Annotated in this window: 17 protein-coding genes and 2 tRNA genes; 8 read left to right on the forward strand and 11 right to left on the reverse strand. The window is 74.4% G+C overall.

Features of this window, described 5'->3' with window-relative positions; translation table 11 throughout:
- The first annotated feature begins 125 nt into the window (after positions 1 to 125).
- The gene (locus DSM104299_RS12610) at positions 126 to 920 is read left to right on the forward strand and encodes a methyltransferase domain-containing protein (RefSeq protein WP_272477663.1); all 795 of its coding nucleotides are present in this window, start codon (positions 126 to 128) and stop codon (positions 918 to 920) included.
- Positions 921 to 947: 27 nt separating this feature from the next.
- Here the strand turns inward: DSM104299_RS12610 and DSM104299_RS12615 are convergent, their stop codons facing one another.
- The 5 genes from DSM104299_RS12615 to DSM104299_RS12635 form a co-directional block, all read right to left on the reverse strand.
- The gene (locus tag DSM104299_RS12615) at positions 948 to 1,922 is read right to left on the reverse strand and encodes a helix-turn-helix transcriptional regulator (RefSeq protein ID WP_349294562.1); all 975 of its coding nucleotides are present in this window, start codon (positions 1,920 to 1,922) and stop codon (positions 948 to 950) included.
- Between the two features lie 98 nt (positions 1,923 to 2,020).
- On the reverse strand, positions 2,021 to 3,811 hold the full coding sequence (locus tag DSM104299_RS12620; RefSeq protein ID WP_272477664.1) for an ATP-binding protein: 1,791 nt from the start codon (positions 3,809 to 3,811) through the stop codon (positions 2,021 to 2,023).
- Between the two features lie 31 nt (positions 3,812 to 3,842).
- Entirely contained in the window at positions 3,843 to 4,127 is a 285-nt protein-coding gene (locus DSM104299_RS12625) for a DUF4242 domain-containing protein (protein ID WP_272477665.1), read from the reverse strand.
- Between the two features lie 148 nt (positions 4,128 to 4,275).
- Positions 4,276 to 4,348, reverse strand: a tRNA-Val gene (locus DSM104299_RS12630).
- A 17-nt stretch (positions 4,349 to 4,365) separates the two neighbouring features.
- Positions 4,366 to 4,830 carry a cupin domain-containing protein gene (locus tag DSM104299_RS12635; protein WP_272477666.1) on the reverse strand — a complete coding sequence of 155 codons (465 nt, stop codon included), beginning with the start codon at positions 4,828 to 4,830 and terminating at the stop codon, positions 4,366 to 4,368.
- Positions 4,831 to 4,909: 79 nt separating this feature from the next.
- On the opposite strand from DSM104299_RS12635, the gene DSM104299_RS12640 reads away from it, so the two are divergent.
- From DSM104299_RS12640 to DSM104299_RS12650, 3 genes are all read left to right on the forward strand, one after another.
- Positions 4,910 to 4,980: transfer RNA gene (locus tag DSM104299_RS12640), tRNA-Cys, on the forward strand.
- 241 nt (positions 4,981 to 5,221) lie between these two features.
- The gene (locus tag DSM104299_RS12645; protein ID WP_272477667.1) at positions 5,222 to 5,881 is read left to right on the forward strand and encodes a hypothetical protein; all 660 of its coding nucleotides are present in this window, start codon (positions 5,222 to 5,224) and stop codon (positions 5,879 to 5,881) included.
- Positions 5,882 to 6,159: 278 nt separating this feature from the next.
- Positions 6,160 to 7,611, forward strand: coding sequence for a MopE-related protein (locus tag DSM104299_RS12650; RefSeq protein WP_272477668.1), 1,452 nt, complete (start codon positions 6,160 to 6,162; stop codon positions 7,609 to 7,611).
- Here the strand turns inward: DSM104299_RS12650 and DSM104299_RS12655 are convergent.
- The 3 genes from DSM104299_RS12655 to DSM104299_RS29555 are packed head-to-tail and all read right to left on the reverse strand — an operon-like array spanning position 7,577 to position 10,723.
- Entirely contained in the window at positions 7,577 to 9,016 is a 1,440-nt protein-coding gene (locus DSM104299_RS12655; protein WP_272477669.1) for a glycosyltransferase, read from the reverse strand. The genes DSM104299_RS12650 and DSM104299_RS12655 overlap by 35 nt on opposite strands.
- Positions 9,017 to 9,022: 6 nt before the next feature.
- Positions 9,023 to 10,132: an aminotransferase class V-fold PLP-dependent enzyme gene (locus DSM104299_RS12660; RefSeq protein ID WP_272477670.1), complete on the reverse strand. Its 1,110-nt coding sequence runs from the start codon at positions 10,130 to 10,132 to the stop codon at positions 9,023 to 9,025.
- Positions 10,133 to 10,168: 36 nt separating this feature from the next.
- The gene (locus DSM104299_RS29555) at positions 10,169 to 10,723 is read right to left on the reverse strand and encodes a transglycosylase family protein (protein WP_272477671.1); all 555 of its coding nucleotides are present in this window, start codon (positions 10,721 to 10,723) and stop codon (positions 10,169 to 10,171) included.
- Positions 10,724 to 10,913: 190 nt separating this feature from the next.
- On the opposite strand from DSM104299_RS29555, the gene thrS reads away from it, so the two are divergent.
- Positions 10,914 to 12,878 carry a threonine--tRNA ligase gene (gene thrS, locus DSM104299_RS12670; protein ID WP_349294512.1) on the forward strand — a complete coding sequence of 655 codons (1,965 nt, stop codon included), beginning with the start codon at positions 10,914 to 10,916 and terminating at the stop codon, positions 12,876 to 12,878.
- Between the two features lie 12 nt (positions 12,879 to 12,890).
- On the opposite strand, the gene DSM104299_RS12675 is transcribed toward thrS, so the two are convergent.
- Together DSM104299_RS12675 and DSM104299_RS12680 are read right to left on the reverse strand one after the other, a co-directional pair.
- Positions 12,891 to 13,571: a hypothetical protein gene (locus DSM104299_RS12675; protein WP_272477673.1), complete on the reverse strand. Its 681-nt coding sequence runs from the start codon at positions 13,569 to 13,571 to the stop codon at positions 12,891 to 12,893.
- Entirely contained in the window at positions 13,571 to 14,641 is a 1,071-nt protein-coding gene (locus DSM104299_RS12680) for a GGDEF domain-containing protein (protein ID WP_272477674.1), read from the reverse strand. Before DSM104299_RS12680 ends, DSM104299_RS12675 begins: the two co-directional genes overlap by 1 nt.
- A gap of 222 nt (positions 14,642 to 14,863) precedes the next feature.
- On the opposite strand from DSM104299_RS12680, the gene infC reads away from it, so the two are divergent.
- On the forward strand, positions 14,864 to 15,619 hold the full coding sequence (infC, locus tag DSM104299_RS12685; RefSeq protein WP_432419770.1) for a translation initiation factor IF-3: 756 nt from the start codon (positions 14,864 to 14,866) through the stop codon (positions 15,617 to 15,619).
- A 90-nt stretch (positions 15,620 to 15,709) separates the two neighbouring features.
- On the opposite strand, the gene DSM104299_RS12690 is transcribed toward infC, so the two are convergent.
- Positions 15,710 to 18,730 (reverse strand): helix-turn-helix transcriptional regulator, encoded by a 3,021-nt coding sequence (locus DSM104299_RS12690; protein ID WP_272477676.1) that lies wholly within the window; start codon positions 18,728 to 18,730, stop codon positions 15,710 to 15,712.
- Positions 18,731 to 18,799: 69 nt separating this feature from the next.
- On the opposite strand from DSM104299_RS12690, the gene rpmI reads away from it, so the two are divergent.
- Both rpmI and rplT read left to right on the forward strand, forming a co-directional pair.
- Positions 18,800 to 19,003, forward strand: a complete 204-nt coding sequence (rpmI, locus tag DSM104299_RS12695; protein ID WP_272477677.1) for a 50S ribosomal protein L35 — start codon at positions 18,800 to 18,802, stop codon at positions 19,001 to 19,003.
- The gene (gene rplT, locus DSM104299_RS12700; RefSeq protein WP_272477678.1) at positions 19,000 to 19,365 is read left to right on the forward strand and encodes a 50S ribosomal protein L20; all 366 of its coding nucleotides are present in this window, start codon (positions 19,000 to 19,002) and stop codon (positions 19,363 to 19,365) included. The genes rpmI and rplT overlap by 4 nt, the downstream gene beginning before the upstream one ends.
- The last annotated feature ends 63 nt before the right edge of the window (positions 19,366 to 19,428 follow it).

The raw sequence follows: 19,428 nt of genomic DNA on the forward strand, positions 1-19,428 counted from the left end.
CACGAAAGGCCCGGCTCGCCATACGGCACGTGCCGCCCCGCGATGCGGCAGTCCTGCGGATGGCGCGGGCCACCGCGCGACGTACGGTCGGTGCCCCTCACCCCTCTCGATCCCCGGAGGATCACATGCCCACCCAGGGTCTCCCAGGCGCCGGTGCGCCTCCCGTCGACCACGACCTGCTCGACCGCCACATCGTCGAGATGTACCGCGACGTCGCGCACGAGGCCGTCGACGACCTGCACTTCATCACCGGCCGGCCGGTCGCCGAGGCCGTCGGCTACCCGTCCGCGCTCCTCGACCGGCTGCCGGCCGGCGCCGTCGCGTCCTTCGCCGGGGTGGGCTACCACCTCGACCTCGCGGCGCCCGTGGCCGGGGACCGCGTGCTCGACCTCGGCAGCGGCTCGGGGATGGACGCCTTCGCGGCGGCGACCCTGGTCGGCGACCGCGGCGCGGTCGACGGCGTCGACATCACGCCCGAGCAGCTCGCCAAGGCCGAGCGGCTGCGTGGCGAGATGCCCGTGCGCTTGCACCGCGCGCGCATCGAGGCGCTGCCCTTCCCGGACGGGACGTTCGACGTCGTCATCTCCAACGGCGTCCTGAACCTGTCGCCCGACAAGGCGCGGGCGTTCGCCGAGGCGGCGCGCGTGCTGCGCCCCGGCGGCCGTCTCGCGCTCTCCGACGTCGTCACCGACCGCCCGATCGCCCCGCTCACCGCGAGTCACGCGGACCTGTGGGCGGCCTGCATCGCCGGCGCCGCGCCGCGGACCACCTACCTCGAGCACCTCGCCGCGGCCGGCCTCGCGCTCGTCGCCATCCGCGAGAACCCCAGCTACCGGTTCGCCAGCAAGCGCGCGCAGCACGCCGGCGGCCGCTACGGAGCGCACAGCGCCTCGCTCCTCGCGCGCAAGCCGACGCCGTGAGCCCGGACGACGCGCCGCCGCCGCCGGTCAGCGGCCGAGCAGCCCCAGCTCGGCCGCGCGCTGCGCGGCCTGCGTGCGGGTCCGGCAGCGCAGCTTGGCGAGGATGTTGCGCATGTGCATGTCGATCGTGCGGGTGCTGAGCACGAGCCGCTCGGCGATCTCGCGGTTGGTCAGGCCGGACGCGGCGAGCCGCATCACCTCGAGCTCCCGGCGCGAGAGGCCGCCGTGCTCGTGCGTGGCGGCGGCGCGCCGCCCGAGGTGCTCTTCGACCGACGCGCCGAGCGTGCGGACCTCCCCGGCGAGCTCGGCCGCGAGCGGCGCGGCGCCGAGCGCGCAGGCCGTGCGGTAGGCCGCCGACAGGCGCTCGAGCCCGGCCTCGCGGTCGCCGACGGCCGCCAGCGCGACGCCGGCCCGGAGCTGGATCTGCGCCCGCTCGAACGGGATGTCGAGACCCTCGTGCAGCTCCACGGCCCGGCTCAGCTGCTGGGCGGCAGCAGCCGCGTCGCCCTCCGCGAGTGCGATCTCGCCCAGGGCGTGGGCCAGCGCGGCCAGAGCCTCGTGATGCCCGACCGACGCGGCGATCGCCGACAGCGCCTCGGCGCAGGCGCGGGCGTCGGCGCCCGCGCCGTTGCGGGCCAGCCAGCACGCCGACCAGCGCAGGCCCCACACCGCGTAGTGATGGTCCTGGCTGCGCGACCACCGGTCGAGCACGAGCCGGCACAGCTCGTGCGCGCGGCTGCGGTCGCCCTCGGCGTCCGCGAGCCAGGCGAGGGCGGCCGCGCTGTCGCAGAGCATCGAGACGACGTCGAGGCGGGTCGCCGTCTCCAGGCACCGGACCAGCAGCGGACGCGCCTCGTCGCCGCGACCGCGCCAGGCGAGCACCGCGCCGAGGATGCCGTCGGCGACGAGGGTGGCGTCCGGCGTCTCGCCCTCCGCGATCAACGCCCCGCACAACTCCTCGACCTGATCCCAGTCGCCGAGCTCGCGCAACACATAGGCCATGCAGCTCAGGCAGGTCTGCTCGAGGCCGTCGCCGCCGCGCGCCTCGCACAGCCCGATCGCCGTCCCGAGCGCCTCGCGCGCGCTCGCGTAGTCGCCGGTCACCTCGTGCGCGGTGGCGAGCCGCTGGTAGACCTCGGCGGCCTCGAGCGTGAGCTCGTGCTCGAGGGCGAGCGCGAGCCCGGCGCGGATCGTCGCGCTCCCGCGGTCGAACGCGCCGAGCTTCGCCTGGGCGACCCCTTCCAGGCCCATCGCCCGCGCCCGCAGGTCGGTCCGCTCGGCGCGGATCGCCTCCTCTCCGGCGGCGCGCGCCGTCGCCGCGGCCTCGTCGTGGCGCCCGGCGCTCTGGAGATAGGCGGCGGCGACCAGCCGCTCGGCCGCCGCCTCGCCCGGCAGGCCGTTGGCGGCGTAGGCCTCCGCGGCGACCCGCCGGGCGGCGAGCGCCGAGGTGCGATCGCCTGCAGCGCGTAGATCCCGGCGATGCGCCGCTCGGCGTCGGCCAGCGCCCGGCCGGATCCCTCCGCGCGGCGCGCCGCCACGACCTCGCGCTGCGCGCGCGCGGCCTCGCCGAAGTCGCCGGCGAGCTCCGCGTGCACCGCGTACCGCTCGACGGCCGCGAGGCGCTCGGCGCCGCGCTCGCCCTCGGGCCACAGCTCGAGCGCCTGGAGCCCGAGGCGCGCGGCGTCGCGGTGCGCGTGGACGGCGACGCGGCCGTCGATGGCCTCGAGGAGCGCCTCGAGCGCACGCGGGACGTCGCGGGCGGCGAGCCAGTGGGTCGCGACCTCGGCGGGGTCGTGGCCCCGTTGCGCGAGGGCCTGCGCGAAGCGGCGGTGCAGCGCGCGCCGCCGCAGCCACGGCACGTCGTCGTAGATCGCCTCGCGCGCCAGCGGCTGGCGGAACGTCGCCCGCCCCGGCTCGGTCTCGACCAGGCGCCCGTTGGCCAACAGCTCCGCGATGCCCTGCTCGTCGTCCATGTCGGCGAGGACGTCGAGATCGACCACCGAGCCCGCCACGGCCGCGACCTCCGCGGCCGACCGCGCCGTCTCCGACAGCGCCGTCAGGTGGACGAGGACCGCGTCGCGCACCGTCTGGGGCAGGGGCACGTCGACGTCGAGGTCGAGGTCGGTGCCGTCGGCGGTGGCGCACAGGCGGTCGCCCGTGCGCAGGGCGGCGGTGAACTCCTCCACGAGGAACGGCACGCCGCCTGTGCGGTCGTGCAGCGTGCCGATCAGCCGCGCGGACGGCGTCGTGCCGAGGACGTGCGCGACGAGGGCGCCGGTCTCGTCCAGGGTCAACGGCTCGAGCGCGATCTCTTCCAGCGTGCGCTCGCGGCGCAGGTCGTGGCGGAGCCGGCGCAGCGGATGGGACCGGGCCAGCTCGTCCGACCGGTAGGCGGCGACGACGAGCAGCGGTAGCTCGCGCAAGGTGGGGGCGAGCACGGCGAGGAGCTCGAGGGTGGCGGCGTCTGACCACTGAAGATCGTCGATCAGGATCGCGACGGGCCCGCGGGCGACCATCGCGGTGAGGCCGCAGCGGATCGCCTCGAAGAGCGTGGCGCGGTCGTCGCTCGCCCGCGCCTCGCCGAGCTCGGGGAGCAGCACCGCGAGGTGGGCCTTGAGCGGGCCGCAGGCGTCCAGCGCGCCGGGTTGGAGGCGCAGGAAGCCGCGCATCGCGGTCGTCACCGGCCCGAACGGGGAGCCGCCCGGCATCGCGACCCCGCGGACGAAGGTCGCCTCGGGCGTCGCCGCGAGCACCTCCTCCGCCAAGCGCGTCTTGCCCGACCCGGCCTCCCCGGAGAGCAGGACCAGCGAGCCGCGACCGGCCCGCGCGTCGGCGAGCGCGGCCTCGAGCCGCGCCCGCTCGCTGCGCCGGCCGATCAGACCGTCGGTCACGGCGCGAGTCTAATCCCGCCGCGACCGTCCGTCAGACCGGAAGCTCGCGCGGGCCGGTCGCGTCGAAGACGGCCGAGACCTCGGCGACGAGGTTCGCGGGGAACCCGCCGCACCGCGCGTGCTCGAGCACGTCCTCGGCGTTCTCGGCGTCGTGGACGCAGTAGATCTTGTCGCCGGCGACGTAGCTGTGCCGCCAGGTGTATGGGCGGCTGAGACCGGCGACGACGTCGTTCGACGTCGCGGTGATCCCGCGCAGCTCCTCGTCGGTGAGGGAGCTCGCGCCGGGAATCTCGCGCTCGATCAGGTAGGTGGGCATGTGATCCTCCGGGATCGGTGGGTGGTGGTGTTCACCGACCGTAAGGCGCCCGGGGCCGGCCGCCATCCGCAGGACTGCCGTACTCGTGGAGGGCGGTTGCCGTACTCCCGGAAAAGCGAAAGGCCCGCTGCTCGCGGGCCTTTCGAAGTGGGCGATACTGGGCTCGAACCAGTGACCTCCTGCTTGTCGAGCAGGCGCTCTCCCAGCTGAGCTAATCGCCCCTGGGGTGCCGGGAAGACTAGCAATCGTCGGCGGGCAGCGGTGCTCTGACGTCGAAGGCGTCAGCGGGCGGGTCGGTGCCCGGGACGTAATCGCGGACCCACAGCTCGCCGGTGTCCGGGAAGACGTTGACCTCGGGCGCGACCATGGTGGAGACGATCAGGAGCCGGACCTCGGCGGAGGACTCGTTGCGCAGCTCGTGCGCGCCTGCCAGGCCGGCCACGAACGCCACGACCTCGCCCGAGGCCAGCACGCGCGTGGTGCCGTCGAGGACCCGCAGCGTGGGCGTCCCGCTCAGCACCACCAGCAGCTCCTCGTTGTGCAGGTGCGCGTGCAGCGGGAACGTCGCGCTCCCCGGCGGCAGCGCGAAGACCGACGCGCCCAAGGCGCGCGATCCGGCGGCGCGTCCCAGGCGCGCGCGCCTCCACGCATAGGGCGCGGCGTCCTGCGCCACGTCGAACTCGGGGTCATGGATGTTGGGCATGGGCTCCTCTTGAATGACGTTCCGGCAGCCGTCGACCGGACAACCGGCCGCCCGCTGGTCTACCCTTGCGCATCCACCCGGCGCCCTGGCGGAGTGGCTACGCAGCGGCCTGCAAAGCCGTTTACACCGGTTCGATTCCGGTGGGCGCCTCTCTCTGTCGCTTTCCGTCGCCTTCGGACTCCTGCTCGCGCTGTGCTGCGCGGTCGTCGCGCTGCTCGGGTTCCTCTTCAAGCAGCGGGGCGCGGTCGACGCGCCCGCCGTCCAGTGGCGGCATCCGCTGCGCTCGACGGGCGCGCTGTTCGCCAACCGGTGGTGGACGCTCGGGATCGTCGTCGCGACCGGCGCCTGGTTCTTCCACGTCGGCGCGCTGGCGCTGGCCCCGATCAGCCTCGTGCAGTCGGTGATCGCCGGCGGCCTCGTCCTGCTGACCCCGCTCGCCGACCGCGTGTTCGGGCTCTCGGTCACCCGCCGGGACTGGATCGGCGTCGCGATCACCGCGGCCGGCCTCGCGCTGCTGGCCGCCACGCTCGGCAACACGGGCCACAGCGCGCACCGCGACTACGAGACCGCCACGCTCGTGCTGTACGTCGGGATCCTCACCGCCGCCGCCTTCGCGTGCTGCGCCGCGGTCGTCGGCGACACGCACCGCGCCGGGCCTGTCCTCGCCGTCGGCGCCGGCCTGCTGTGGGGCGGCAGCGACGTGACGATCAAGGCGGCGTCCGGCGAGCTGCTCGACCACTGGCTGTGGGCGCTCCTGACGCCGCAGGCGGCCGTGATCACCGCGCTGTCGCTGATCGGCCTCGTCGTCTCGGCCCGCTCGCTGCAGCTCGGCCCGGCCGTCGCGGTCATCGCGATCACGAGCGCGGCGGCCAACGTCGTGACGATCGCGGCCGGCCCGCTGGTCTTCGACGAGCCGCTGCCCGACGGGACGCTGGCGCTGATCGCGCGCCTCGTCGGGTTCGTCGCGGTGATCGCGGGGGCGGTCCTGACGCCGGGCCCGGCGGAGCAGGCCGACGTCGCCGAGCCCGAGCCGTCACCCTCGCCCGCGTGACCACGCGGCACGACGCGGGAGGGCCGGTCCCCGCTCGGAGACCGGCCCCATGGTGCCCCGTGGGGGTCGATGATCGCCCCGGGCGGCGCGTCGTCCGCACCAGCGCCGCCGGCCTTGCCGGATCGGCAAGTGAAGCGACTATCAGAGCGCTGAGGAGTTCTGATAGGCGCCGGCCCCGGAAACTAGGGTCATAACGCCGCGAGCGCCATCCCCAGTTGTGTGACCGGGCATCGTCCACACGTCCAGTCCGGACCCAGACACCCGTACCCTCGCCGGCCATGCGCAGGCTCATCGCCCCGCTGGCGCTGCTCGTCGCCCTGGGTGCGGCGGGTCCCGCGTCAGCCAGCATCACCGTCGCCAAGACGGCCGCCGACACGATCACCGTGACGTCGACCGCCGCGACCCCGAACGACGCCATCACCTACAAGCTGACGGCCGGCAAGCTCGGGATCGACCGCTCGGCGGGTGAGAGCCTGGCGCCCGGCCTGGGTTGCACGGGCAACGCCACCAACGTGACCTGCGCGGTCGACTTCATCACGCGCCTGGTCATCCAACTCGGCCCGGGCGACGACACGATCACCGGGACGCCGTCGCTGCCGATCGGCATGCACGCCGAGATCTCGGGCGGGCCGGGACGCGACACGCTGCGCGGCACCGACGCCAGCAACGACGTGCTCGCCGGCGACGAGGGCGACGACGTCCTCGACGGCGGCTTCGGCGACGACACGGTCTCCGGCGGCGCCGGCGACGACGCGATCACGGCCAACCTCGGCGCCGACGTCTACCGCGGCGGCACCGGCTTCGACACGCTCAGCTACGCGCCCTACTCCGCGGGCGTCCGCGTGACGGTGGGCGCCGGCGGCGCCGACGACGGCAGCGTGGGGGAGGCCGACGACGTCGGCGGCGACCTCGAGCGCGTCGACGGCGGCACCGGCGACGACACGCTGCTCGGCTCCAACGCGGGCGAGATCCTGGCCGGCGGTGCCGGCAACGACACGCTCGACGGCGGCGGGGGCGCGGACCTCTTGACCGGCGGTGCGGGGGACGACGTGCTCGGCGCCCGCGACGGCGTCGCCGACGTCGTGTCCTGCGGCGACGGGACCGACACGGCGACCGTCGACCAGCTCGACGGGCCGGACTCGTGCGAGAGCGTCGCGTCGGCGACGGTCGACACCGGCGGGGCCGGCGGCTCCGGGCCGGGCGCCGGCGCGGCCGGCGCCCCGCCCGCGCGGGTCGACGGCGACGGCGACGGCAGCGCGCTCGGCGCCGACTGCGACGACCACGACAAGGCCGTCCACCCGGGCGCGACCGAGGTCCCCGGCAACGGCAAGGACGACGACTGCAACGGCGTCGCGACCTCGCTGCTGTCGCCCGCGATCGCGCTGACCGTCGCGCAGACCGCGGGCACCAAGTCCACCATCTTCCGCAAGCTCAGCGTCGGCGGCGCGCCCGCGGGCGCCACGCTGACGCTGACCTGCAAGGCGGTCAAGAAGAGCGCGTGCCCGTTCGCGACGACGACGGCGAAGGCCGGCACCGCGGCCAAGGTGGTGTCCTTCCTCAAGGCCTTCAAGAAGGCGAAGCTGCCGGTCGGGACGGTGGTCGAGCTGCGCGTCGAGGCCGGCGCGGCGACGGCGATCCACGTGGAGCGGCTGACGACCCGCGCGGGCAAGGCGCCCAAGCGGGCGACGTCGTGCGTCAACCCGGCGACGAAGGCGACGCTGGCCTGCTGAGCAGCAGCAGCGTGCGGGCCTCGTCGAGCTGATCGGGCCCGAACCAGGGCACGTCGTCGGCCGGCCGGCGCGTGCCGATCCGGACCGCGAGACCGGCGCGCAGGCGTGCGGCGCCGAGCTCGTCCAGCGGGCCGACCACGAGCGCGAGGTCCAGGCGCGGGTCGTCGGCGACGCCCTGCTCGTCGGCCAGCGCGGAGATCCGGCCGGTGGCCTCGGCGGCGTCGAAGGCCACGGCGTCGACCGCGATCGTCACGTCGGGCAGGTCGCCGAACGCCGCGGCGCAGGCGGCCAGCAGCGGCGGGTCGCGCAGCAGGTCGTCGGCGGCGACGCAGACGACGAGCGCGCGGGCGCCGCGCAGCGGCCGCGGGCCGACGGCGTCCTGGCCGAGCGCGGCGCGCAGGGCGACGAGCGTGCCGCGCGCGTCGTCGCTCAACGGGTCGGCGGCGGCGCCGCGCACCGCCACGGCGAGGGCCTCGTGGAGCTGGCGGTCGTCGCGCAGGTCGCGCGCGCGGGCGGCGAGCGACGCGGCCTCGGCGCGATCCAGGTCGCTGACCGCGACCAGCTCGACGAACGGCGTCCCGGCCGCCACGCGCGCCTCGTCGGCCAGGCGCGCGAAGGCGTCCCACGCGCGCTCGAGCTCGTCGACCCCGACGTCGGCGGCGTCCACGCGGCGCAGGAACCAGCGCTGCAGCCGCAGGCCGTGGCGCAGCTCGCGCAGCCGCGCGGCGCCCTGGGCGCCGAGCGACATGTTGGCCCCGTGGAAGCGGTAGAGCGTGCGCGGGATCGGGAGGTAGGCGATCTCGCTCAGCTGCGACGCGCGCACGGCCAGCCACCAGTCCGCCCAGGCCATGTCGTCGGGAATCGGGAACAGGGCGTCGCGCAGCGTGCCGCGCACCACGATCGACGAGCCCGTCACGAGGTTCTCGCGCAGGAAGGTCGAGAACGAGCGGCCCATCGGCGGGCGGGAGTCCGAGAGCCAGGACTCCTGGACGACCGTGCCCGCGCCGTCGATCACGCGCATGTCGGTGTAGACGAGGCCGACCTCGGGGCGGGCCTGGAGCAGCGCGACCTGGGCGGTGAGCTTGTCGGCGGGCCAGGCGTCGTCGGCGTCGAGGATCGCGAGGAGGTCGGCGTCCTGGGCGGCCGGCTGCTCGGCGCAGCGGTTGACGGCCCCGACGCTGCCGCGGTTCTCCTGGCGGACGAGCGTCACACGGTCGGGATGCTCGCGCGCGATCTCCGCGACGACGTCGCCGGTGCCGTCGGTGGAGCCGTCGTCGACCACGACGACGTGCACGCGGTCGGCCGGGTACTCCTGCGCGAGCGCGCTGCGGACCGCCTGGCCGACGTAGGGCGCCGCCTGGTAGGCGGCCACGAGGACCGCGACGGAGGGCGCCTGGTCCGACACGGTGTCCTACGCGGCCAGCGCCGTGAGCAGGCGCTCGACGTCCTCGTCGTCGTTCCAGGCGCCGAACGACGCGCGCAGGCGGCCGGCGCCCGGGAGGTCGCGAATCGTGATGCCGGCCTCCTGGAGGCGGTCGCGGACCGCGATGGCCTGGTCGCCGTCGCCGCCGGGGGCGGTCCAGGAGACGAGCGTGGTGTCGCCGCGTGCGATGACGTCGTGGCCGGCGTCGGCGAGCCGCTGGGCCAGCCGGGCCGCGCCGGCGATCGCGCGCGCCTGGAGCTCGGGGAGGCCGGCCTCGGCGAGCACGTCGAACGCGGCGACGGCTCCCGCGACCTGGGAGAGGTCGCGCAGCGGCGTGTCGTGGCGGCGGGCGTCGTCGGCGATCCCGCTGGCCATGCCGGCGTTCGGGTCGGTGAGGCCGCCGTAGGACGGCGCGGGAGCCTCGAGCCGGGTGACCCACGCGGGCGCGAGCCACAGCATTCCGCAGCCGACCGGCCCGCACAGCCACTTCTGCCCGGAGCCGGCATAGAAGTCCACGCCGAGCTGCGCGACGTCGACCGGGATCGCGCCGACGCCCTGCGCGCCGTCGAGCAGGATCGGGATGTTGTAGGGCTTGGCCGCGCTCACGATGTCCGCGACGGGCGCGACCGCGCCGCTGTGCCACGACACGTGCGAGCACGCGACCAACTTGGTGTTCTCGGTGATCGCCGCGGGGATCTCGGCGAGCGGGACCGCGACGACCTTGACGCCGCGCTGCTCGCGCGCGGCGATCAGCGGGCCGGTGACGCCGGGGTGCTCGTCGTCGGCGGTGACGACCTCGTCGCCCGCCTGGAGCCCGATGTTCGCGACGACCTGCGCGCAGCCGTCGCTGGTCCCGGCCATCAGGGCGATCTCGGTCGGCGGCGCGTTGAGCAGGCGCGCGTAGCGCTCGCGCAGCTCCTGGGCGAGCGGGACGAGCTTGCCGTAGAACGCGCCGCCGCGACCCTCTTCTGTGGCGTAGCGCCAGGCCTCGACGGCCGCCTGCTGGGCGACGGCGGGCACCGGCCCGCATGTTCCAGCGTTCAAGTAGGCGGTGCGCTCCAGGACCGGGAAGGCGGAGCGCAGGTGGGCGGCGTCCATGCCGCAGCACCTTACGCGGCGTCTCGGCGCGCCGGCTCAGGCGCCGCAGACGGGCCACTGGCCCGCGCCGGCCCGCGCCATGAGCTGCGCGGCGCGGCGGTCCTGCTCGGCCTCCGATGCGCGCGCCGGGTTGCCGGAGCCGCCGACGGCCTGCCAGGTGTCAAGGGTGAACTGGTACTTGCCGTAGAAGCCGTTGCCGGTGTCCGTGCGGGGGTTGCCGCCGGACTCGCACGCGGCGATCGCCTCGAGGGCGGGGGACGCGGTGGAGCGCTGCTCGGCGGCGCGGCGCGCGGCGCGCAGCTCGCGCTTGAGATGGGTGTGGTGGCGCGTCAGCTTCGTGATCGACCAGGCGCGGATCGTCTTGGCGTAGCTCTGCTTCAGCTTGGTGCCCTTCACACGGGCCACCGTGCGCGCGAGCCGCAGATCGCGCCGGATCAGCGGGGTCTTGGCCACCTTGACGATCGGCGCGAGGCCGTCGCCGGCGACCGGCAGGGCGGGGGTGCTGAGGGTGGCTGCGCCGGCAGGGGCGGCCGTCGCGGCGGCGAGGATGCCGCCGGCGAGGGTCATTCCGGTGAGCGTGCGAGATCGCATGGGATCCCTCCTTCAGGCGGGCGTGACGGAACGCCGTCCGGCGCACGCGTCCATCCCGCGTCGTTGTGGTGCTCAGGCGGGTCCGGGGCGCGCGACGTGTTGCGAAACAGCGACGCCCTGCGCAGAACCGCTGCCAAGACGGTAGCGAGAGTTCGATTCCTGCCGAGTCGGCAGCGCCGTCTGACCTAGGATGCAGGCCATGAAGGTCACCCTCCCGGACGGCAAGGAGCTCGAGCTCGCCGATGGCGCCACGGGCGCCGATGTGGCAGCGGCGATCGGCCCGGGGCTCGCGAAGGCGGCCCTCGCGGTGCAGGTCGACGGGCGAACGCTGGACCTCGCCCGGCCGGTGCCGGACGGGGCCACCGTGAGCATCCTCACCGACCGCTCGGGCGACGAAGCTCTGGAGCTGATCCGGCACGACACCGCGCACGTCCTCGCCGCCGCGATGCTGGAGCTCTACCCGGGCGTGAAGATCTCGATCGGCCCGGCGATCGAGAACGGCTTCTACTACGACTTCGACTTCCCCGAGGGCGTGACGTTCTCCGACGCGGACTTCGAGCGCGTCGAGGCCAAGATGCGCGAGCACGTGGCCGCCGACGAGGCGTTCGTGCGCGAGGAGCTGTCGGTCGCCGACGCGCTGGAGCGCTTCCGGGCCGAGGGCCAGGACTACAAGGTCGAGCTGATCGAGGACCTCGTCAAGAACGAGGGCGTCGACGGCGTCTCGCTCTACACCAACGGGCCGTTCACCGACCTCTGTCGCGGGCCGCACGCGCCGTCGACCAAGCGGATCGGCGCGTTCAAGCTCCAGTCCACGGCGGGCGCGTACTGGCGCGGCGACTCCGACCGCCAGATGCTGACGCGCGTCTACGGGACGGCGTTCTTCAAGCAGAAGGAGCTGGACGCCTACCTGCACCTGCTGGAGGAGGCGCGGGCGCGCGACCACCGCAAGCTCGGGCGCGAGCTCGGGCTGTTCACCTTCTCCGAGCTGTCGCCGGGCATGCCGCTGTGGCAGCCGCCGGGCATGGCGATCTGGAACCAGCTGACCGACCTGTGGCGGACCGAGAACCGGCGCCGCGGCTACGACGAGGTCAAGACGCCGATCCTGTGGGACGTCGAGCTGTTCAAGGCCAGCGGCCACTGGCAGAACTACCGCGACAACATGTACTTCACGGACATCGAGGACCGGCCGATGGGCCTCAAGCCCATGAACTGCCCGGGCCATGTCCAGCTGTTCAAGGACGTCCGCCGCTCCTACCGCGACCTGCCGATGCGGTTCAGCGAGCAGGGGCTGGTGCACCGCCACGAGCCGTCCGGGACGTTGCACGGGCTGATGCGCGTCCGGCACATCACGCAGGACGACGCCCACATCTTCTGCACCGAGGAGCAGATCGAGGACGAGGTCGTCGGCTGCCTGGACTTCGGGTTCGACATCTACCGGCTGTTCGGCTTCGAGCCCAAGCTGGAGCTGTCGACGCGGCCGGAGAAGCGCCTGGGCGCCGACGAGATCTGGGACCACGCGGAGGAGGCGCTGGAGAACGCGCTCAAGCGCCAGGGCCTCGACTACGAGGTCAACCCGGGCGACGGCGCGTTCTACGGGCCGAAGATCGACCTGCACATGCGCGACTCCCTGGGCCGCTCGTGGCAGCTCGGCACGGTCCAGCTCGACTACCAGATGCCCGAGCGCCTGGACGCGAGCTACACGGGCGCCGACAACGCCGAGCACCGTCCGGTGATGATCCACCGCGCGTTGTTGGGGTCCTTCGAGCGCTTCATCGGGATCCTCATCGAGCACTACGCCGGCGAGTTCCCGCTGTGGCTGGCCCCGACCCAGGCGACGATCCTCACCATCGCCGACCGCCACGTCGACGCCGCCCGCGAGTTCGCCGAGACGCTCCGCGCCGCCGGCGTCCGCGTCAAGCTCGACGACCGCACCGAGTCCGTCGGGCGCAAGATCCGCGAGGCCGAGCTCTCGAAGAGCCCCTACATGCTGGTCGTCGGCGACCGCGAGGCCGAATCCGGCTCCGTGTCCGTCCGCCGTCACAAGGAAGGCGACATCGGCACGCTCACGGTCGACGAGTTCGCCCAGCGGATCGCCGACGAGGTGGCCGACGAGCGGTCCTTGGACGTCCCGGCGGCGGCGGTCGCCGCCGACTAGCGCCGGGGCGCGCTACCGCGTCCGGCGGTAGCGGAGCTCGACGCGTTCTTCGCGTGTCGAGCGCTGCTCGGCCAGCAGCCCGTGCCTCACGCCGCCGGCGATCGTGAGCCGCGCGAAGTCCGCCGGGCCGGCGACCCGGGCGAGGTCGCGCAGCGTGGCGGGCTCGTCGCGGGATCGACCACGAAGGCGCCCGGTCAGCGACCGCGCGACCAGCCCGCGCGGGAGCACGGCCGCCCCGTCGGGCGGGAGCCCGCACCACCGCGCGACGCCGGCGGCCAGGTGCTCGCGCGTCCAGTCGGTGTCGAGGCGGGCCTCCGCCGCGACCGCGTCGAGGACGCCGGCGAGCCGCCGCTCGTCCTCCAGCATCCGGCCGAGCTGCGCCATCGCGCCGCGCACCCAACGCAGACGCACCGACGCGCGCCAGGCGAGCACCCGGAGCGTGGCCGTGACGACGACGCACGCGGAGAGGATCGAGATCAGCAGCGGGGTCGGCAGCCAAGCCAGCCGCTGCGTCTCGCCGTCGAACGCCGCGACGTCCGCGGCGTCCAGGCCGAACGCGTGCACGAGCGCGAACAGCCCGCCCAGGGCGGTCGTCGTCCACGCCGTCCACAGTGCCTGACGCCGCCCCAGGTCCAGCCACGCCGTCCGCTCTTCGGTGAGGTCGGCGAGCAGGCTGGCCGCGTCGTCGGACATCAGCCGATGCGGCTGCCCGGCTTCGCGGCCAGCAGCGCCGCGTCGGCGATCGCCAGCAGGCGGGAGGGTGGTTGGCCCGGCAGGTGCTCGGCGGTGCCGAGGGTCAGGGAGACCGGTGTGGCGTCCGGCGTCGAGCAGCGGGAGGCGATGGTCGTCGTGATGCGGTCGGCGACCTCCTCGGCGGCGGCGAGGCCGACGTCGCTGAGCAGCACCACGAACTCGTCGCCGCCCCAGCGGAAGCAGGAGTCGGGCGCGCGGACGACGTCCTTCATCGTCCAGGCGACGGAGGTCAGGATCTCGTCGCCGACCCCGTGGCCGAAGCGGTCGTTGATCTGCTTGAAGCCGTCGAGGTCGCCGACCAGAGCGCACAGCGGGGTGCCGGTGCGCGTCGCGAGGGCGACGCGGGAGACCAGCTCCTCGTCCAGCGCCCGCCGGTTGCCCAGCCCGGTCAGCGCGTCGACCCGGGCCAACTCGTCGGCCTCGGCCGCCTCGGCGCGCAGCGAGCGGCGCACGTCGCGCATCCGGTTGGCGTGGACGAAGCAGACGACCGCCAGGCTCCACATGATCCCGAGCGTCGCGATGCGCTCGGGCAGCATCTCGCCGGCCCAATCGCCCGTGGCCATGGGGAGGAACACGACGACCGTGCCGGCGGCGACCGCCGCCGCCAGGCGGCGCGCGGGCAGGACCGTCGCGCACCAGACCACGCTCAGGATGAGCAGCTGGACATAGGAGCTCTCGCGACCGGACAGCCACTGCAGCAGGCCCAGCATCGACGGTCCGCTCAGCGCGATCCCGAACAGGACCACCGGCGGGAACGCCCGGCGGTTGACGACCATCGCGCCGCCGAAGGCGAAGGCCAGCGCCACCGTCGCGCCCGCCAGCGGCCACCCGGCGCCGCCCACCGCGCCGGTCGGCGGATCGAGCGCCAGCAGCAGCGCCGCGATCGCGCCCGCGCAGCAGAAGAGGAACCCCGCCAGCCGTCCGACGAGGCGGGCGTCGAGCAGCTCGTAGTGGTCCGGGGCCTCGCGCAGGGCCCCGCGTAGGCGCGCGCGGGCGGATGGCTGCAGCACTGGCCGAGTGGTCGGCACGCCACCCTCGTCCTGAAGCCCGTCGACCATCGCTGGTAGCCCGGTGGACGATCCGTCTATACTGCGTGCCGTTGACTTGCATCACGACACGGTCGGCGCCCTGCTCTTGAAGCCGCGCGACCACAACAGCTAGTGCCGGTCCCTCGACGATTCGACCGGCGCCCGCCCGAGCGGGACACCACCCGCGTCAACGAGCGCATCCGTGTGCCCGAGGTACGCGTCATCGGCGACGATGGCCAGCAGGTGGGCGTCATGAAGACCGATCAGGCCCTGCGCATGGCGCAGGATCGCGATCTCGACCTCGTGGAGGTCGCGCCTGAGGCGCGTCCGCCCGTCGTCCGGATCCTGGACTACTCGAAGTACAAGTACGAGCAGGCCCAGAAGGTCAAGCAGGCGCGCAAGCACCAGCAGCAGATCGTCATCCGGGAGATCAAGTTCCGGCCGAAGATCGCGCAGCACGACTACGACACCAAGAAGGGTCACGTCGAGCGCTTCCTGCGCCACAAGGACAAGGTCAAGATCACGATCATGTTCCGTGGTCGCGAGGTGACCCATCCCGAGCGCGGCCGCATGATCCTCGACCGTCTGGCGGAGGAGCTCCAGGAGCTCGCCGTCATCGAGCAGCGGCCCAACCTCGACGGGCGCAACATGACCATGATGCTCGGCCCGTCCAAGGCCGTGCTGGCCGGGACGCTGGACGAGGACGGCAAGGCCGAGGGCGACGCCGAGGCCGAGGCGCCGGAGACCGCCGCCGACGGCGCGGTCGCCGAGGCGGAAGCCGCTCCGGCGGTCGACCCGCCGACCGACGCCGAGGCACCCGCCGACGCTGAGGCCGAAGCCGACGAGCCCGACGACGCCGAGGCTGAGGCCGAAGCCGACGAGCCCGACGACGCCGAGCCGGACGCCGACGTCGCGGCCGAAGCCGCCCCCGCGGCCGACGCCGAGCGCGCGGCCGAGTAACCACCTCCGCGCGGCCGGCCCCCGGGCCGGCCCGCACCCAGCAGCATCGTCCGCCGCGGCGGCGCCCACGCGCCGTCGCTTCGGCGTGCGTCAGGCCGACGTGAGCCCGAGCCGGTGCGCGACCGCCGCCGCCTCGGTGCGCGAGCGCACGTCGAGCTTGGCCAGGATCCGCGACACGTGCACGCTCGCGGTCTTCTCGGCCATGAACAGCTCCGCGCCGATCTCCCGGTTCGTCGCGCCGCGCGCGACCAGCGTCAGCACCTGGCGCTCGCGCGGGGTCAGGCCGAACGGGTCGTCTTCGGCCCCGTCGCCCGCGTCGGCGCCGTCGGCCCCCGCCGCGCCGCCGGCCACCGCACCGCCGCCGTCGGAGCCCGGCTCCACGGTCAGGCGCGCCCGCGCGATCAACCCCTCCAGCTCGCTGACGAGCCACGCCGCGCCGAGCCGGCGCGCGCCCGCGACCGCGGTGCCCGCGGCCTCCGCCGCACCGTCGCGCCGCCCGCGCGCCAGGCACGCCTCGGCCGCGCGCCACAGCGCGACGGCCACCGCCAGCGGACGGTCCAGCGCCTCCCAGCGCGCCGCGGCGACGGTCCACGCGTCGCCTGGATCCTGCCCGCAGGCCCGCAGCATCTGCGCGCGCGCCGAGGCGTGGTAGGCGCTCTCCAGCGGCCGTCCCGCCGCCGCGGCGGCCTCCGCGCGCGACAGCATCACGCCGGCTCGCGCGATCGCGTCGGCCTCGGCGCTGGCGTCGCCCAGGTCCCGCGCGCGCTGCGCGACATCCGCCTCGACCGCCACGCCCGTGAGCGCCAGCCGGCCCAACCGGACCGTGTCGTCGGAGCAGAACTCCAGCCGCTCCAGCGCGCTCTCGACCGCCTCGCGCGCGCCGACCGGGTGCCCGGACCGGCGATCGATCTCGGCGCGCAGCACGCCCGCCACGGCCACGAACTGCGGCTCGAGCGAGTCCACCAACAACGCCTCGACCTCCTCGATCAGGTCGCGCGCGACGTCGTCGTCGCCGCGGCACAGCGCCAGCTCGGCGCGCCGCAGCTCCACGTTGACCCGTGTGTTCCCGCTCGTCCGGCCCGTGCGCCGCAGGTACGCGGCGGCGTCGTCGTAGTCGCCGCGGTCGATCGCCAGCTCGGCCGCCATCGTCGGCAGCCACGCCCGGCCCGGGACGTTGTCCTCCACCTTGCGCAGGCCCTCCTCGGTGACCTCGCGCGCCTCGCGCGGCAGCCCGGACAGCTGCAGCGCGTCGGCCAGGTTCACGAAGGCGATCCCGAGCAGCACGTAGTCCTCGACGCGCGTCGCGATCTCCGTCGACTCACGCAGCGCCGCCACGCCCTCCTCGTGGCGGTCGGTCATGATCAGCGCGAGCCCGAAGTTGTTGTAGGTCTCAGACCGCAGGATCTCGCCGTCGCGGCCCTCGGGCAGCTGCGGTAGCACCTCCTCGGCCAGCGCGGTCGTCTCCCCGTAGCGCGACTGGAGCGTCGCGAGCTTCATCCGGGAGATCGTCAGCGAGATCCGCTGCTCGATCGGCGCGTCGTCGGCCAGCAGCCGGCGCGCGAGGTCCAGCGACGCGCGCGACGCCTCGCCGCGCCCCAGGCCCCACTCGGCCATCGCGCGCTGCTGCAGCAGGACCGGGACGCGCGGGTCGTCGGGGTCCTGCGCGCGCGCCTCGCGCAGCGCCTCGTTGATGAGGGTCGCCCGGCGCGCGTCGTCGGTGTTGCGATGGGCGCGGGAGGTCCGCATCAGCAGGTCGACGTGGTCGATGTGGCTGGGGTCGGTCAGCGCCTCGGGCTCGACGACCCGCTCCCACAGCTCCAGCGCGCGCTCTAGGAACTGCGCCGCGTCGGCCTCGGCGTGCGCGGCCACCGCGGCGTCGGCCGCCAGGATCGCGGAGCGCAGCGCCTGCGGCTGGTCGCCGGCCCGGTGGAAGTGATGGGCGACGGCCGCGGCGAGCCCCGGGCCGCCGTCGCCGGGCAGCTTGGACTCGAGCGCGCGGGCGACGGCGAGGTGCAGGTCGGAGCGCTCGCCCGGGAGCAGGTCGTCGTAGACGACCTCGCGCAGCAGGACGTGGCGGAAGACGTAGCGGTCGCTGTGGTCGACGGCGACGACGTGCCCCGCGATCGCGTCGCGCAGCGCGGCTCGCAGCGTCGCGTCGTCGACGATCGCCAAGGCCTCCAACAACGGATGGTCGGCGGGCTGGGCCACCGAAAGCACGCGGACGACCTCCTGCGCGCCGGGCGGCAGCCGCTCGACGCGCACCATCAGGGCGTCGGCTAGCGACGGCGGCAGCGGACCGGGCCCGGCGGCCAGCAGCTCCTCGACGAACAGCGCGTTGCCGTCCGAGCGCCGGATCAGCCGCTCGACCTGCTCGGCCGACGGCTCGTGGCCGGTCAGCTCGACGGCCATCGCGCGGACGTCCTCGGGGCGTAGCCCGCGCAGCTCGATGCGCCGCGCCTGGGGCGTCCGCTCCAGGACCGCGAGCAGCGGCCGCAGCGGATGGCGCCGGTGCAGCTCGTCGGGCCGGTAGGACATGGCGACCAGGACGCGCTCGTCGGCGAGGTTGCGGCCCAGGAACGACAGGAAGTCGCGCGTCGAGCGGTCGGCCCAGTGGACGTCCTCGATGATCAGGACGACCGGGACGTCGCGCGCCAGCCGGTCGAGCGCGGCCAGCAGCGCCTCGAACAGCCGCGACTGTGCCTGCGAGCGCCGCTCGCTCTCGGCCGACCCGCCGCCGTTGCCCGGCGACCCGGCGCCCTCCTCGGCCAGGCCCGGCAGCAGCGCGCCGAGCTCGAACCGGGCCTGGGCCGGCAGCTCCAGGAGCCCCGGGTCGCCCGCCCGGACCAGCGGCCGCAGCGCGCCGACGAGCGGCGCGTAGGGCAACTCGCCGTCGCCGAGCTCGACGCACTCGCCGCTGAGCACCTTGGCGCCCGCCTCCTCGCGCGCCCGGCGCGTGAACTCCGAGAGCAGCCGGGACTTGCCGACGCCCGACTCCCCGGCCACGAAGGCGAGCGTGGGGCGGCCCGCGTCGGCCTCGTGGACCGCGGCCATCAGCGTCGAAAGCTCTTCGTCGCGTCCGATCAGGCTGCTGCTGATGGTTGTGGCGGCCACCCCGCTAGCCTACGTGCACGGCCAGACCGCGCGACCGCGCTTGTTCCTGCCATACTGGCCGACTCCGTTATGCCGAAGATGAAGACTCATTCGGGCGCGAAGAAGCGCTTCAAGTTGACCGCCAAGGGCAAGGTCAAGGCTCGCCACGCCTTCACGAGCCACATCCTCGAGAAGAAGTCGCCGAAGAAGAAGCGGCACCTCGGGAAGAGCTTCGTCGTGTCTGATCACGACGCGCCCCGCGTCAAGGTCCTGCTGGGAGCGAAGAAGAAGTGACCCGCGTCAAGCGCTCAGTCAACGCCAAGAAGAAGCGTCGCAAGACGCTGGAGCTCACCAAGGGCTTCCGCGGCGAGGCGAACTCCAACTACAAGCGCGCGAAGGAGGCCTTGACCAAGGCCGACACCTACGCGTACCGCGATCGCCGCAACCGCAAGCGCGACTTCCGGCGCCTGTGGATCACGCGCATCAACGCCGCCGCGCGCCTCAACGGCCTGTCCTACGGCGAGTTCATCCACGGCCTCAAGCTGGCCGGCATCGAGCTCGACCGCAAGGTCCTGGCCGACATCGCCGTGCGCGATCCCGAGACGTTCCGACGCTTTGCCGAGGCCGCCCGAGAGGCGTCGGCAGCCGCTGCGTAGCGACTCACCGACACCAAGCTCTCAAGGGCGCCGCTTCCATCGGGAACGGCGCCCTTCTTTTTG

This window comes from Baekduia alba, assembly GCF_028416635.1.
GTDB classification, from domain to species: domain Bacteria; phylum Actinomycetota; class Thermoleophilia; order Solirubrobacterales; family Solirubrobacteraceae; genus Baekduia; species Baekduia alba.

What these genes read in the sequence shown, in the direction of transcription:
- DSM104299_RS12675 (WP_272477673.1), bottom strand. Translation starts at nt 13,571, where the DNA reads ATGTCCGACGACGCGGCCAGCCTGCTCGCCGACCTCACCGAAGAGCGG.
- DSM104299_RS12650 (WP_272477668.1), top strand. Translation starts at nt 6,160, where the DNA reads ATGCGCAGGCTCATCGCCCCGCTGGCGCTGCTCGTCGCCCTGGGTGCG.
- DSM104299_RS12615 (WP_349294562.1), bottom strand. Translation starts at nt 1,922, where the DNA reads ATGGCCTATGTGTTGCGCGAGCTCGGCGACTGGGATCAGGTCGAGGAG.
- DSM104299_RS12660 (WP_272477670.1), bottom strand. Translation starts at nt 10,132, where the DNA reads ATGGACGCCGCCCACCTGCGCTCCGCCTTCCCGGTCCTGGAGCGCACC.
- DSM104299_RS12610 (WP_272477663.1), top strand. Translation starts at nt 126, where the DNA reads ATGCCCACCCAGGGTCTCCCAGGCGCCGGTGCGCCTCCCGTCGACCAC.
- rpmI (WP_272477677.1), top strand. Translation starts at nt 18,800, where the DNA reads ATGCCGAAGATGAAGACTCATTCGGGCGCGAAGAAGCGCTTCAAGTTG.
- DSM104299_RS12625 (WP_272477665.1), bottom strand. Translation starts at nt 4,127, where the DNA reads ATGCCCACCTACCTGATCGAGCGCGAGATTCCCGGCGCGAGCTCCCTC.
- thrS (WP_349294512.1), top strand. Translation starts at nt 10,914, where the DNA reads ATGCAGGCCATGAAGGTCACCCTCCCGGACGGCAAGGAGCTCGAGCTC.
- DSM104299_RS12635 (WP_272477666.1), bottom strand. Translation starts at nt 4,830, where the DNA reads ATGCCCAACATCCATGACCCCGAGTTCGACGTGGCGCAGGACGCCGCG.
- DSM104299_RS29555 (WP_272477671.1), bottom strand. Translation starts at nt 10,723, where the DNA reads ATGCGATCTCGCACGCTCACCGGAATGACCCTCGCCGGCGGCATCCTC.